The following is a 15,043-nucleotide window of genomic DNA, read 5'->3' on the forward strand; positions in this document are numbered from 1 at the left end:
CAAAGTGGTTCAACTCACTAGCTGATTGACCTTTAGCCACATGACTAAAGATTGGAACCAGTCGTAATCATGATACATACCAAAACCATGACCTCCGTCGGGTAACAACAACAGCTGTACCGGCACCTGAGCTGCCATTAGAGCACGGTAATACCGCAGTGAGTTTTCCACAGGTACATTGATATCGTCATTGGCGTGCATAATAAATGCACGAGGGGAATCTGAATTAACTTGCTTATCATTCGAAAAATATTCAATGTCTTTAGGACTTGCATCTTCACCAATTAACGAGGCTTTAGAACCCCCATGGGTGATTTTCGAGTCCATACTGATGACGGGATAAATTAAAATTTGGAAGGCGGGTTTAACCATAGCAGGACTGAGTGTTGTCAATACAGGGTCTTGATAATGTACTGCAGCACTGCTCGCCACGTGTCCACCCGCCGAAAAACCCATTACCCCTATTTTTGACAAGTCGAGTTGCCACTCAGTCGCATGACTTTTCACTACATGCAGCGCTTGTTGCACGTCTTGTAGAGGACCCCACTGACGTGTTTCCATGGTGCGATCTGCAGGCATACGATATTTAAGCACAAATGCGCTGATGCCTAATTTTACCAAGCGCAGTGCAATGGCTTCGCCTTCTTTATCTATAGATAAACCTCTATAACCACCACCAGGGCATATCACCACTGCGCAACCATTACGTAAATTTTCATCGGGCCAGTAAGCAGTCAGTTGTGGTTGACTCACCTCTATTATAAAACGCCCAGTGGCATCTTGGGACTCAACACTCTCGTTATTCACGGCCTCTTTGGCGCCTGGGATGTTGCCACTATAAAGCGTTAGATTTTCAATTATTTGTGTTTGCATATCACCATCACTGTTTACTGCGTCATGCTTTATTTGCCCCTAAATGGGGTAAATGTAATGTGCACTATTATTACTAAGGTCATTTATCATCGATAACTTCCAAGACTTGGTCGACTAATTCTTTACCACCTACTCTGAAATAAAAGTCAGGCCAAATTGATCGGGCTTTTGCTTGCCAGTCTTGCTTTTCATTGAGGGGCTCAATAAAGATCATCCCCTTACTTTTGGCAAATTGAGTCATTTTAATCTCTTCATTTCTGACTAATTCCCAACTATAGGCTTCGGCCTCTGTTGCGGCTTGTCTGACCAAAATCTGACTGGCTGCATCCAATTGGCGATAAAATGATTCTGACATCATATGAGGTGCGGTAAACATAAAATAACGAATGTTAGTGACATACTTTAATATATCCCAGACTTCTTGGGTTTTATTCACACCATCAAAGATTATATTGATGGGATTTTCTTGGCCTTGAATAATCCCTGATTCTAACGCTGGCCATATTTCAGTCCAAGGTAAGGGGACGGGTTCTACACCCCATGATCTAAAAGCTTCAATCATGAGTTGATTGCGGGGAACACGAATTCTTAGACCTCGAAGGTCAGAGGTTCTTTCGACTATTTTTTGACTATTGGCCAATAATCGATATCCACCGATAAAGAAACTTATTGGTCTAACATTTGATTCCAATCCCGCCCTATCCGCAATTTTTTCTATTAATGGTGAACGGAGTAACTTTTTAATCCCCACCTCATTCGGGAACATATAGGGTAGGGCAAGCACTCCTAACGAAGGGGCAAAAGGCGTCAAGTTATTGGTGGCCACCATTCCCATATGGCTTTTTCCTTCGGCAATATTCATGGCAATGTCATGTTCAGTTGTTAACCCAAATTCGAGTTGTACCGTTAACTTACCGTCAGAAAGACGCTCTAAGATTTCCTTAAACTTTGTCGCATATTTCCAGTACCCGCCGTCTTTGGCGGTTGAGCCTTCGAATATCATGTTAGCGGTATTGATTCTTTTAGATTCTTTATCGTAATGGAAATTTTTTTCGAGGCGTTCAAGGTAATTGCCAGAAAACGGATTTCTATGGGTAGGTGACCACGTTTCCCAGTCTGACAAGCCATAAGTGGTTAATATATTGGCAAGTTCGCCGCTTGTTCTTAGCTCTGAAATTCCCGTTGTTATGAGGTCTGCAAATTCTTGAGCCTGAGTATTGTTTGCTGAAAATCCAATGTATAAGTGGTCTGTGGGGATAGTGCCCCCTTCTTCAAGCTTGGCATCGCCAATATTTTTTGTGTGAAAATCGAGTATGTTTTTATCTTCCAACAAAATATCTATAAACCCGTTTTCTAGTAACTTTATTAAGTTCGCTGTGGAATTTTCTCCATAATGTTGATAGATAATTTGTTGGTCATTAGCATGTCGTTGAATGTAGCTGTCGACTATCCCATAAGATTTACCCACCTCAACGCCTAATACTTGGTCTTTTAGTGAATTTAAGCCGGTATAAAGCCATCCACTGTTTGCAGATGTGTACATTAGGTATTGAACCCGACCTATGCTTTTTTGGGGATAAATAAGTGTGGGTGCATTTCTTTGTAATATTCCGATAACACCGTCGAGCTGATCTTTGTCAAGCATGTGTATTGCACGATTCATCGGAAAGTGTTGAATTTCAACTTGTATCTTTTTTTTATTAAAGATGCTTTTTACTATATCAACCAGTACCCCTTGCTTGGCCGCGTTCTCAGCACAAATATAGGGGCACCTTTCTGTCACAGCTAACTTAATTTTTGTGTTTGCTTTCACATCAAAGGCCATACAAAAAACTGTTGTTAATAAACATGTAGTCAACAATTTTTTAATTGCGCTCATAGTCATTAAAACAGCTCCTGTTGGCAGGCGATTATTTACATTAACAGTTTTAATTTATATACCCTAGTTAAATTAATGGCCAAAAATTTGTGTTTGAAATCTATTATTAAAGCATAAGACTGTATTGTGAAAAGTGTTGTTTAAATGAGCTTTGGAGACAGGTTTTTTGATTTTTAAGTGGCTATGGGCTTAGTTTATTTTCTCGGAGCAGCTGTTGTTGCTGGGTTTATATTGAAATTGTAGAATTATTTTTATATTGGTTTTCCATTATTGGGATCACATAGTTTATGTCTGAATACAGGTGTCAAAATTGTCATCAGCCTATGATTGGTAAGTTTTGTTATCAATGTGGTGAGCAAAAATTTGATAAACAACATAGGCGTATCACTATTTTGTTTAGTGACTTATTTGAGTCTCTATACAGTATCGACAATCGATTTCTAAAATCTACCATTGTGTTTTTTAGCAAACCGGGTTTTTTGGCCCATGAGTTTTGTCGCGGGGTGCGGGTACCCTACGTTAAACCCATTTCATTTTTCCTGATTATTAACTTGCTGTATTTTATTGTTTCTCCCATGACAGATTTTTCCTTACCTCTTAAATCTCAGGCGCTTCAACCATACGCCGCCCTAGTTAATGAGGTAGTTGAAAAATACTTAGTGGTGAATGACGTGAGCTTTGAGGAGTTAGCCGCTCGTTACGATCCTTTGAGTCAAACTTTGGCTAAGTCTTTGGTTATATTAAGTGTCCCATTATTATTGCCCTTTGTTTGGTTGGCCAATCCAAGCCGCAGATTCTATTTAATTGACCACGCAGTTAACGCCCTTTATACCTATGCATTTGTGCTGTTATGGCCAATGATAATTATATGTTTTCTCGAAATACTCGAACTTTTTGATCTAAATGTCAGTAATAGGCAAGGATTTTTGCCCGCCCTGTTGATACCTTATTATTTCTACATAGTGCTGTCGCAACGAAATCAATATCAGGATGGCTGGTGGATGAGTAGCGTCAAAGCAACGGTTATATTTGTCGGGATTATCGTGTCACACTTTGTTTACCGATTTCTGCAATTTGGTATTGTTTGGTGGCAAATAACTTAAGCAGATTAGTAAAAAGTACTTGGGTCACTTAAAAATTAAGCCGCCCATTTATTTACTTCATGCTTGTCTAACATAAATTCGCCATTAAAAATGGGTTGAATCAACAGTGGGAATTAATTAACACTTTAGACAGTCAAGGTTGAATTTATAGTGAGTAATAGTTTTATAAAGCATGACGAACCTTTGATTTTTCCGTATATTTATTGAAATAGTTTCTTTTTAATACAACTTATTGATTGTATGTGTTATTTCCATAGAGTTGGTGAATGCTGCAGAACAAACAAATCGTAATAAAAAGTATAGCGATACAACAGATACAGGAAGTAGTCATGAGTTGGAAAAAATTGTTGCAAATTGTTGGGGTGTTAACTTTTATGAGTTACCAAACCCATGCACAGATGATTTCAAAACAAGGATTACTGCAGCTTCAGTCTAATTTTCATGAGGCTGAAAAGCAATTAGATGCACGCCTTGCCGATACCTCAAGCAATGCGCCTGCCTCAATCGAGCTTAATCTTCAAAAAGCTCAGCTGTATATGTTGTATCAACGGGCCGATTTGCTGCAATCCTTATTGAGTGAAATTCAACAGCAGGTTTTTGCGCAAGATGATGCTGTTGTGCAGAGCCATTGGCATTTACTCAATGGAATTCAATTTTATTTGTTTGGTAAATACGCTCAAGCCGATAACAGTTTTAAGTCATCTTTGGGACTACTTGAGGACCAAAACCTGCAACAAGAAAACGCCTACTTAGAAAATTTTATTTTGATGTATCAAGCCGTTAATCGAGTGTATTTACAGCAATATGAAACCGCACTCAATGCATTAACTGCAGTGTATAAAAATGCAGAAAAAAATAACTGGCCCCTTATTCAGGCCCGTAGTTTGGTTTTTATTGGCGACGTTAATTACGCCTTAAAAAACTACGAGCAGGCACTGGAGTATTATCAGAACGCCTACAATACCTACCCAAAGAATGCGTTAATTTATCGTGCTGAAACACTTATGTATGATGCACAAATGGTTAACATTGTGGGTGAGCGTAGTCTAGCGTTTGCGCAATTAGAACAAGCCATGGACGTTTTCGTTGAGCAGCAAGATGATACTCGGCTCGCCAACGCATATTTATTGAAGTCCTATTTTTACAGTAAAGTACCAGATGATGCTAAAGCGCTAGAGTGGATTGCCAAATCAGTCGAAAAACGCGAAGCATTGGGCAATCCTATTGATATAGCTAATGCCTATGTGCATTACAGTTCACAACTAGGCACAAATGGCCAAATACCTTTGGCTTTGGAGTATGCCAAAAAAGCAGCAGATTTAGCCGAAATGCAAGAGGATATTGCTGGTCAATGGGATGCTTACGGTAATTATGCCAACTTGTTAAATCAAGCAGGGGATTACCAACAGGCATTTCACTTTATGCGCCTAAGTGAGCGAGCCTTATTGAAGAAAGCCCGCTTGGATATTACCTCTCAAACTGCCACATTAAATGCCGAATTTAATCTAAAGCGCGAGCAATTAAAGAGCGAATTTTTAAATGAACAAGGCCTCCTATTAGAAGAGCGTAATACATTGTTAAATGCACAGTTGCTAATGGAGCAGCAACACCAGCGACAACAAAACTGGGTGGTAATGGTGTTGTCCGCTGCCCTAGTATTCTTTTTGATTATGTGTGCCGTTATCTATCGTCTGTATATAAAAAATAAAGTACTGGCGAGTCGCGACCCCTTAACGTCATTGCATAACCGCCGAAGTGTTTTAATGCTTGGGGAGCAGGCAATCAACAGCAGTGATCGCTATCAATATGCTGTGAGTGTGCTGATGTTGGACATCGATAACTTTAAGGCGGTCAACGACAGTTTTGGTCATGAAACCGGTGACAGTGTTATTCAGTATGTCGCTGATATTTGTATTGCTACCCTCAGAAAGCCTGACTATGTTGGCCGCGTAGGTGGTGAAGAATTTTTACTGGTTTTACCCCATACCGATGAAAGTGCAGCTTTGTTGTTGGCTCAGCGTTTGTGCAAACAAGTGGTCACGGCAGATAAAAAAAGTATTGGGCAAGTTAAACAAGTGACTGTCAGTATTGGCATTGCAACTAAGAATATCAACAGTGATCAGCCCCATAACCGTTCTGTAGACAAAGATCTTAACCAACTTATTCGTGAAGCCGATGCGGCTCTGTATGTCGCCAAAGATAAAGGTCGTAATCAGGTGCAGGTTTATCACACCGATTTAGAATTAAAAGACCACGCAGTGAATCTGGAAGCCACTATGCCAGATATGTTACGCACCTAATCTTAATCGTCATCAATTTTCTATGGGGGTGGAAGATTTCGTAGTGCAATACTAAGGCAAACTTACGAGATCGTAAGACCGCGCCTATTGACTCGTTAGTTTATCAGAAATGAAAATTTGACAATTAATTGAATCTTGATGGATGATACTCCAAGGGTAATTTAATTTATCGGTTAACTGAATGTGTAGTGAAACACAAAAACAACAACTACGATAAAAGGTTTCACCATTGCTTCGAAAGATAAAGATGACTGGCCTAGTGTAGAACGTGATTACGTAAAGTAAATGGAGGTTACGATGGCTCAATCAACTGAATCATATGAATTTTTAGAAGAAATACCCCAAGGCACAGAACCATCCAAAAGCCTCGTTAATCATTGGAAAGTACTAAGTGTTGAAGATGATTTAGATTATCAACGCGCCCTTGTTTCCAGCCTAGAAGCATTAATTTTACCCAACCACACTAAGTTGCACATTCTTACGGCGAATTCCGCTTTTGAAGCGTCAGCCATTCTAAGTACTCATAAAGATATCGGCCTCATTTTATTAGATGTGGTGATGGAAGAAGACGATGCGGGTCTGCGTTTGGTCAGTACTATCAGGGAAGAGCTTGGTAACGCACATGTTAGAATTGTATTGTTAACGGGCCAGCCCGGTTTTGCGCCCGAAAAAGAAGTTATGAGTGCCTTAGACATAGACGAATATTGGAACAAGGGCGATTTAAAACTGAATAAATTGCACTCTATTGTTTCCAGTAATATGCGCACTTGGAATTATATATCAGAGCTTGCGGAAGCCACTCAGGGGCTGAAAATAGTACTGGAAGCCGCTAGAAGTATAAATAGCCGTTATGACCTTGCTACTTTTACGCGTACGGTACTAGCTGAAATCGGCAATATTCTTGGTGTCGAAGAAGGGGGCTTATTCTGCATGGGCAATAGCCTGAACCCATTTGAAGATGCTCATGTGCTCACAGCAACAGGTTGTTTTACGCAACTAGAGGGGCTCAAACTTGGCGATTTTCAACTCAATGAGTTGTTTGATGATTTGCAACAAGCACTCAGTGAAAAGCGTCATATCCTCACGCCATTACGTTCAGTGTTTTATTTTGAAACGAATGAAATTAATGAAAAATGTTATTTAATAGTGGTGAACTCCTCTGCGCAAATAACAGATGCTCATATTAATTTACTCAAGGTATTTAGTGAAAATATCAGCAGTGGTTTTACCAATATCGCCCTTCTTAATCGTGTCACCGAACTGGCCTATACCCACAGTGATCTGAACATCCCTAACCGCAACTGGTTAAAAAGAGAAATTCAGAATATGAGCCATTTGGAATGGCAACAAACTCGTTTATTAATGCTAGAAGTGAACTATTTTGATGAAATGAAGTTTACTTTTGGGTATGAATTTACACAAAATGTACTGACTTCTATTTATCATTCATTAGTGCAGATATTACCTACTGGCTCACGGGTATCTTTGTCTGGCCACAAACAATTCGCTGTTTTATTAGGCAGTCATTTTGAATTATCTCCCGAGTTGATCGGTAAACTGACCTATAACGAAGTTGAAGTCGAAGGGGTGGCACATGTCTCTTCCTTTACTTTACTGGATATGCGGCTTGATACCTTGAATCAAAGGTCAGCTGCCATAATAATCAGTATGGCAGAATCAGAACTGAAACAAGCGTCTCTGAAGAATATTTCCTATCTGCAACATTCACAGCAAGAATCAGACTTAATCAAGCGTCGTTATAGCTTAATGGGGGAGTTACGCAATACCATACGTGAAGGCAAATTGAGTGTCATGCTGCAACCTAAAGTGTGTCTATCCACTGGTAAAGTGGTCGGTTTTGAGTCCTTAGCCAGATGGGAGCGTGAAGATGGAAGTTTTGTGTCGCCGGATGAATTCATCGCCATTGCCGAAGCATCTGGACTCATTATTAAACTTGATTGCTTGATATTTGAAAAAACCATGGAAGCCTTAAAGATTTTGGTAGATATGGGATATAGGATCCCTGTTTCTTTTAACGCGTCTTCCTTTGATTTGTTGCATCCAGATTATTATATCTTTGTCGCAAATTGCCTTGCTAGTTTTGATATACCTGCGGAGTTACTCGATTTAGAAGTTACTGAAACTCAGACCATGTCAGACTACGAGCGAATTCAACAATGCTTACAGCGCTTTGTTACCTTAGGCATAAAAATAAGTCTTGATGATTTTGGAACCGGTTATTGTTCTCTTGCTCATATATCCAACATTACTGCCCATAGTATTAAAATTGATCGTAGTTTTGTGAGTAAACTGGAAAAAGATAAGAACAGTGAACATGTCATTAATATGATTTTGAAACTAGGTAAACAATTTAATTTCAGTATTGTGGCTGAAGGAATAGAAACGGAATATCAAAAGCAGTGGTTGAGCGATGCGGGCTGTGATATCGCTCAGGGGTATTTATATTCGAAGCCCTTGGTCATTAAAGATTTAATTGCGTGGTTAACTAAATACAACAAGCTATAGAGTACTAAATTTATGTCATTATCAGTCACCAATTTAGTCAGTCAAAAGCGCAGCCTAGTGATTAAGGCATTGCTCCTGTTGATCTTTTCAGTCTTACTTGCTTGGTTGACCTATCAGCTTCTCTATACCACTAAAGTGGATGAACTAAAGAACATTCAAGCTCAAAAACTATTTATCACCACTAATCTATTTAGTAGAGAGCTTGGGGGGGTAGGCGACTTGTTAACTTTATTGGCAAGTGGTGACGCTCTTTCCAAAGAAAATAATACTAACAGCGAGACGCAAGGCTTATCCCTTAAATCTCAGCAAGAAGTGCAGAATTATTTTACTCAATTTGGCAAAGCGTCGTCTAGGATCTCACAAATGCGCTGGCTTGATAACAGCGGACAAGAAGTTGTCCGTGTTGATTTCACTGCAAATGGGGCTAGAGTATTACAAGGAAACAACCTGCAATCTAAACAGACCCGTAGTTATTTTAAACAAGGCATCCAAGTAGCCGCGCCCAACATGTATTTTTCTCCCATCGATTTGAATATTGAGCGAGGAGAGGTCGTTAAACCTTTCGAACCTACCATCAGAGCCACCATTCAAACCTCCTCTGACACACATTTAATGTCTGGTTTGCTGGTCATTAATTATCGGTTAGATCGTTTGTTGAGAACCATTAAAGATCACAGTAGTCCAGAAGCTCAAATTCATATTATTAATCAAGATGGATACTGGTTGTTAAACCCTCAATCTGAAAAAGAATGGGGCTTTATGTTAAAACAACCAAAGTTAACTCTAAAAACTGAATCTCCAGATTTGTGGCAGTATCAAAATCAACATTCCACTGGCGGCGATCGTATTGTTGATAATGCCCTTATTAGTTTTATGCCTCTCACCACTTTTTTTGGTGAGGATTCAGGGGCCCATACTAATCAATTGATGTTGTATGCCACCAGTACGCAAAAGTTGTTGTCTAAGGCGCATTCCGAGATTTTATTGTTTGCATTAGCCGTTTTTTTGTTTGTGAGTTTTTGTGGTCTATTCATCATCTGGCGAGAGTATCGTTATCAAGACAAACTAATAGAATTTTCGCTAAAGCTACAGGACGAACAGCAAGAATTAAAACGCCTTAACGATACATTAGTTGAAAATATCGCCAGACAACAACTACTGCAAGACGAATTGGTTGAAGCCAATAAGTTATCATCCTTAGGCTTGATGGTGGCGGGTGTTGCCCATGAACTTAACACTCCTATAGGCGGCGCAATTATTTGTGTTTCTAATGCCGATGATGCCAATAGTAAACTCAAAAAAGCCATGGAAGAAGGGATGTCAAAAAGCCAGTTTCGGACCTCTGTGGATTTAATTAACTCTAGCCTTCATCTTGCCACTATTAATTTGGATAAAGCGGTTAATCATATACATCACTTTAAGCGTTTAGCTATTGATAGGGTCAATGAGGATTATATTGATTGCCTGTTAGGAGACATTGTCAGTGACTTGATGATCAGTTTACAGCCCAGAGTTAAGAAGGGAAAAGTGCAGTTGCTTGAAGACATAGAGGCAAACTTAGCGTTGGTAAGTCGTCCTGGTATTATTTCACAAGTATTGGAGAATCTAGTGGTGAACAGTTTAAACCATGGATTTGAGCCTGGACAGCCAGGCAGAATTGAACTCAAAGCCCGTAGGTTTGATGCAAATCAAATATGCATTACAGTCTCTGACAACGGCTCAGGTATCCCAACGGAAATGCAAAAAAATCTTTTTGAACCCTTTGTTACTAGTGGCAGAGGTAAAGGTAATATTGGACTGGGATTGTATATGGTCAATCAATGGGTAACCAAACTCTTGGCTGGAAAACTAAGTTTTATTTCTGAACAAAATAGTAGCAGTGAATTTGCCACGCAATTTACCGTTTTGTTGCCCATCAATTCCTGTGATTCTGAAATCAACAATATAAAATAAGAAATGACAGAGATCCCATTGTAACTATTGAAAAATGATTACGATCGAGATTGGGACTCACGGGAGCAGAGTCACCTAAAGTCACTTTCCTCTGCGTAGCCAAGTGTTCTGTGTTAAACCCATTAGAAGCGAATTATAGTCAAACATCTATCCGTAGATCTGTTTTTGGAAAGGCATCGAAGAATAGATTATGTAAAAAGTGGCATCTTGTAATAACTCGAGACTCATTAGACATGTTTATACTTAATCTCTACACTGCTTCTTTCTTCAATTAAATAAGCAGGTTGCCTAAGAATGCGTGCAAAAATAATAATCTCAATTTTATTAATTATTACTGTTTATTTAGTGTTTAAGCCGACCTCTGAGGCACCTCAATCTATGAATTACACCACTGCCGCTTATGGAGCTTGGCAATCACCTATTACTGCTGCGAGTATTTTTGAAGCGTCAGATAACGTTTCTTATTTGACAGTTGAAAACGATCAACTCTATTTTGTGGAGTCAAAAGCATCTGCAAATGGTAAAAATGTGCTTTTCAAGTTAAGTCCGCAAAATACAGCTATAAAGCTAACGTCAACTGAAGTAAGTGTGAGAACTCGTGTACATGAGTACGGCGGACGTCCTTATCTAGTGGATGGAGACACTATTTATTATTCTCAATTTACAAATCAAAAAATTTACCGCGTCTCACAAAACAGCGCTGCTGAAGCCATCACCAGTGAAAAGCTGCGGTATATGGATTGTATTGCTGATCACAAAAATAACCGACTTATTTGTGTTAGAGAAGATCACCGAGGCATTGGAGAGCCAATTAATACTTTAGTGGCTATTAGCTTAAGCTACTCAAACCAAGAAAGTATTTTATTTGAAGGAACCGATTTTGTCAGTGATCCGCATTTATCACCTGATGGCAACTCAGTAGCTTTTATTACATGGTCGCATCCGAACATGCCATGGGATGATACCCAATTACGGGTGATAAATTTTGATGAAGATGGTTCAGTTGTAGCTGTTGTTGAAATTCCTCAGAGTGGCAATGTGTCAATAAAACAGCCTAATTATGCTCAAGATGGCACACTTTATTTTATCGCTGACTTTGAAAACTGGTGGACACTATATAGTGTCGAAGCACAATCTGAAAAACCTCAAAAAGTGCTCGATCAAGAAATAGAAATTAATAGTTATGGCATTGTAGATAACAGTTTCGCCATTATAGCCTACACAAAAGAGGGAATTGATTACATAGCGAGGGTTAACTTAACAACAGGCGAGATGAACAATATCGGAGAGGCATTTTCATCAGCGGATTCAATCTCGGTGGCAAATGATAGAGTTTATTTCAGAGCGTCAACGCCTCATTCAGGTAACGCCATTTATCAGTTAACTGACAATAGTTATGAAAAAATTTATCAGCCTAGCGGTCCTGTCATCGATGAAGGTTTCCTTTCTGTACCTCAGCCAATTGAATTTCCAACGGGGAGCAATGAAATAGCTTATGGCTTCTATTATCCCCCACAAAATAGTGATTTCACAGGCGCCAAAGATACCTTGCCACCCCTTATTGTTAAAGTTCATGGGGGACCTGTTGGTGCTACCGATTCCAGTCTCAATCCAGGCATTCAATTTTGGACAAGTCGAGGATTTGCGGTTTTTGACGTCAATCATAGAGGTAGCACTGGGTACGGCAGAGCTTTCAGGAAAAAACTCTATCCTAATTGGGGCGTAGTGGATGTTGAAGATGCCTCAAACGGTGTTAAATGGCTTGCTTCTGAAGGTTTGATAGATGCAGATAAGGTCGCTATTAGAGGCGGTAGTGCGGGTGGATATACCACTTTGGCAGCGTTAGCCTTTCAAAATGTTTTTAAAGCGGGTACCAGCTACTATGGCATCAGTGACTTAGGCGTTTTAGCAGGCGACACTCACAAGTTTGAATCTCGATATCTTGATCAGCTTATTGGCCCATACCCTGAAATGAAAAGTGTATACGAGCAACGTTCACCTATTAACAGTGTTCAAAATATAACGGCTCCTTTGCTTTTACTGCAAGGGCTGGATGATAAGGTTGTTCCGCCTAATCAATCTGAATTGATATTTAATGCCTTAAAAGAAAATTGTATTGCTACCGCATTCATCACTTTTGAAGGAGAAGGTCATGGCTTTAGGCAACCAGCAAATAATATCAAGGCTCTAAATTCGGAGTTAAGTTTCTATGGTCAAGTGTTTGGCTTTGTACCAGCGGGTAATATTGAAGCTGTGCAGTTGATAACATGTGAGAGCAGCAAATAAGTTGACTGACGTGTACCTATCAAGGAATTCGCGAAACACATACGTGAAAATTTGTTATTTATTTCTAATTGCTAGTTGTTGGCAATCTAGTTTCTTGATGGCGCATAATAATTCGAATAGTGCAGTTGCTTGAAGATATTGAGGCAAACTTAGCATTGGTAAGTCGTCCTGGTATTATTTCACAAGTACTGGAGAATCTAGTGGTGAACAGTTTAAACCATGGATTTGAGCCTGGACAGCCAGGCAGAATTGAACTCAAAGCCCGTAGGTTTGATGCAAATCAAATATGCATTACAGTCTCTGACAACGGCTCAGGTATCCCAACGGAAATGCAAAAAAATCTTTTTGAACCCTTTGTTACTAGTGGCAGAGGTAAAGGTAATATTGGACTGGGATTGTATATGGTCAATCAATGGGTCAGTAAACTTTTAGCTGGAAAACTGAGCTTTGTTTCTGAAATAAACACCAGCAATGAATTTACCACGCAATTTACCGTTTTGTTGCCCATCAATTCAGAAATTAAACCCACATAATGCGCAATAATCCAGTCTCACAAGGGCTTAAACAAGGCGCGTGAATGCAATAATAGTGGTGCTATTGAAACCTATGCAACAAAAGTCGGCTCTTTTAAACTTTGTCCTTCGGAAAAACAACCTTTGCGAAAATAGGCTAGCATTTTCTATGTGATTAACTTTATTGATATTGTTGTTATATTAGATTTTATTTTAGTGTTGTAGATATAGCAGCGATTGACATCAGATTTAATAAAACCATAAGGAAAGACATGAAAAAGCTCTTTTTAATAGTATGTCTGTTATTTACTGGCGTAACATTTTCGGCAAGTGAGCCTTTGTCTATACAAGCGCAAGTTCATAGTGCTAAATGGGCGGTAGAGTGGTGGATGCCTCGTCATCAGGAGAAGTTGCTAGAAAAGGAGCAAATGGAAAATGTTGATTTGGTTTTCTTAGGCGATTCAATTACCCACGCTTGGGAAGATAAAGGTAAGCAGGTTTGGCAACAACATTATGCTAAGCGAAACACACTTAATCTCGGTTTTAGTGGTGATAGAACCGAGCATGTTTTATGGCGCTTACAAAATGGTGCGGTTGCAGGCATTGACCCTAAGTTATTGGTGTTAATGATAGGCACTAATAATACAGGGCATAGGCAGGATAAACCTGAAGACACCGCCTTGGGTATTAGGCATATTCTGGCATTTTTAAAGACACAGTTACCCAATACAAAAGTATTGTTGTTAGCTATATTTCCCCGTGGAGCCAGCGTTGATGATCCTCTCCGTAAAATAAATGCCGATATTAATAATATTATTAAAGACTACGCAGACGGCAAATATGTGCACTATTTAGATATTAATCACCTATTTCTTGATGAAAACGGAAAGTTAAGTGAATCTGTGATGCAGGATTTGCTGCACCCTAATAAAGATCAATATCAGGTGTGGGCAAATGCCATGGAGCCTACAATTACTGCATTGATGGACGCAAAATGAATAGCTAAGCAATACCAAGTTCAAACGCAATTTTAGTTACTTGATTACGGTGTTGATAGGGCTCTTTACTAAAAACATAGTTACGGGGGCACTTTAATAGCGAGCGTCATTTACTCAATTTTTTCTAGTTGTAGGCTGTCATGTATTTCAGAAATTTGCATTAAGGCCGCAGAGCCATAATATTTTGTCATCTCATAATCAAATACGCCTGCTTGTACTGCTGGATCCGTTTTAACTAAGGCTTCCGCTTCTTCAATGGTTTTTACGTTAAAAATTAATAAGCCACGCTTAGGTTTATCATCCATTAATGGGCCTGCAAGTACTAATTTGGATGCTTTCGCTAATCGGTTCATGTTCGCAAAATGCCCTTTAAACAACTCACTACGCTGTTCTAGGTCAGTGATTGTTTTGTCATTCGGCCCCGTTTTTAAAATGACTAAAACATAGGATTTCATACCATAAGCATCGGCACCTAATTTTTTAGCCAGAGCAGCATTATAATTGGGATTTGATGAGGGCGTATTTTGTTGCTCAGAAGCCAAGGTATAGGTAGTTGGCATTAATAATAGGGTAGTGATTAACAGTTTTAATGGTTTCATTATTCATCTCTCGA

The 15,043-nt window shown here is 39.4% G+C and carries 10 protein-coding genes; 7 read left to right on the top strand and 3 right to left on the bottom strand.

Going from position 1 to position 15,043, the window contains the following annotated elements:
- Window positions 1-9 precede the first annotated feature (9 nt).
- The gene (locus AAC000_RS17240) at window positions 10-873 is read right to left on the bottom strand and encodes an alpha/beta hydrolase (protein ID WP_339724390.1); all 864 of its coding nucleotides are present in this window, start codon (window positions 871-873) and stop codon (window positions 10-12) included.
- Between the two features lie 79 nt (window positions 874-952).
- The gene (gene dctP / locus AAC000_RS17245; RefSeq protein WP_339724391.1) at window positions 953-2,752 is read right to left on the bottom strand and encodes a TRAP transporter substrate-binding protein DctP; all 1,800 of its coding nucleotides are present in this window, start codon (window positions 2,750-2,752) and stop codon (window positions 953-955) included.
- A 287-nt stretch (window positions 2,753-3,039) separates the two neighbouring features.
- Here dctP and AAC000_RS17250 point away from each other — a divergent pair, with 287 nt between their 5' ends.
- The 7 genes from AAC000_RS17250 to AAC000_RS17280 all read left to right on the top strand — a co-directional run bounded on the left by AAC000_RS17250 (window position 3,040) and on the right by AAC000_RS17280 (window position 14,430).
- Window positions 3,040-3,855: a DUF3667 domain-containing protein gene (locus AAC000_RS17250; protein WP_339724392.1), complete on the top strand. Its 816-nt coding sequence runs from the start codon at window positions 3,040-3,042 to the stop codon at window positions 3,853-3,855.
- 329 nt (window positions 3,856-4,184) lie between these two features.
- Window positions 4,185-6,155, top strand: a complete 1,971-nt coding sequence (locus AAC000_RS17255; RefSeq protein ID WP_339724393.1) for a diguanylate cyclase — start codon at window positions 4,185-4,187, stop codon at window positions 6,153-6,155.
- Between the two features lie 297 nt (window positions 6,156-6,452).
- Complete coding sequence (locus AAC000_RS17260) at window positions 6,453-8,681, top strand: EAL domain-containing protein (protein WP_339724394.1); 2,229 nt, start codon at window positions 6,453-6,455, stop codon at window positions 8,679-8,681.
- Window positions 8,682-8,693: 12 nt separating this feature from the next.
- Window positions 8,694-10,634 carry an ATP-binding protein gene (locus AAC000_RS17265; protein ID WP_339724395.1) on the top strand — a complete coding sequence of 647 codons (1,941 nt, stop codon included), beginning with the start codon at window positions 8,694-8,696 and terminating at the stop codon, window positions 10,632-10,634.
- A gap of 378 nt (window positions 10,635-11,012) precedes the next feature.
- Entirely contained in the window at window positions 11,013-12,920 is a 1,908-nt protein-coding gene (locus tag AAC000_RS17270; RefSeq protein WP_339724397.1) for a S9 family peptidase, read from the top strand.
- A 125-nt stretch (window positions 12,921-13,045) separates the two neighbouring features.
- A complete protein-coding gene (locus AAC000_RS17275; RefSeq protein ID WP_339724399.1) occupies window positions 13,046-13,453 on the top strand; it encodes an ATP-binding protein in 408 nt (135 codons plus the stop codon).
- A gap of 251 nt (window positions 13,454-13,704) precedes the next feature.
- Entirely contained in the window at window positions 13,705-14,430 is a 726-nt protein-coding gene (locus AAC000_RS17280; protein ID WP_339724400.1) for a GDSL-type esterase/lipase family protein, read from the top strand.
- 110 nt (window positions 14,431-14,540) lie between these two features.
- Here the strand turns inward: AAC000_RS17280 and AAC000_RS17285 are convergent, their stop codons facing one another.
- Entirely contained in the window at window positions 14,541-15,029 is a 489-nt protein-coding gene (locus AAC000_RS17285) for a YciI family protein (RefSeq protein ID WP_339724401.1), read from the bottom strand.
- Between the last annotated feature and the right edge of the window lie 14 nt (window positions 15,030-15,043).

This window comes from uncultured Paraglaciecola sp., from assembly GCF_963977085.1.
Lineage (GTDB): Bacteria > Pseudomonadota > Gammaproteobacteria > Enterobacterales > Alteromonadaceae > Paraglaciecola.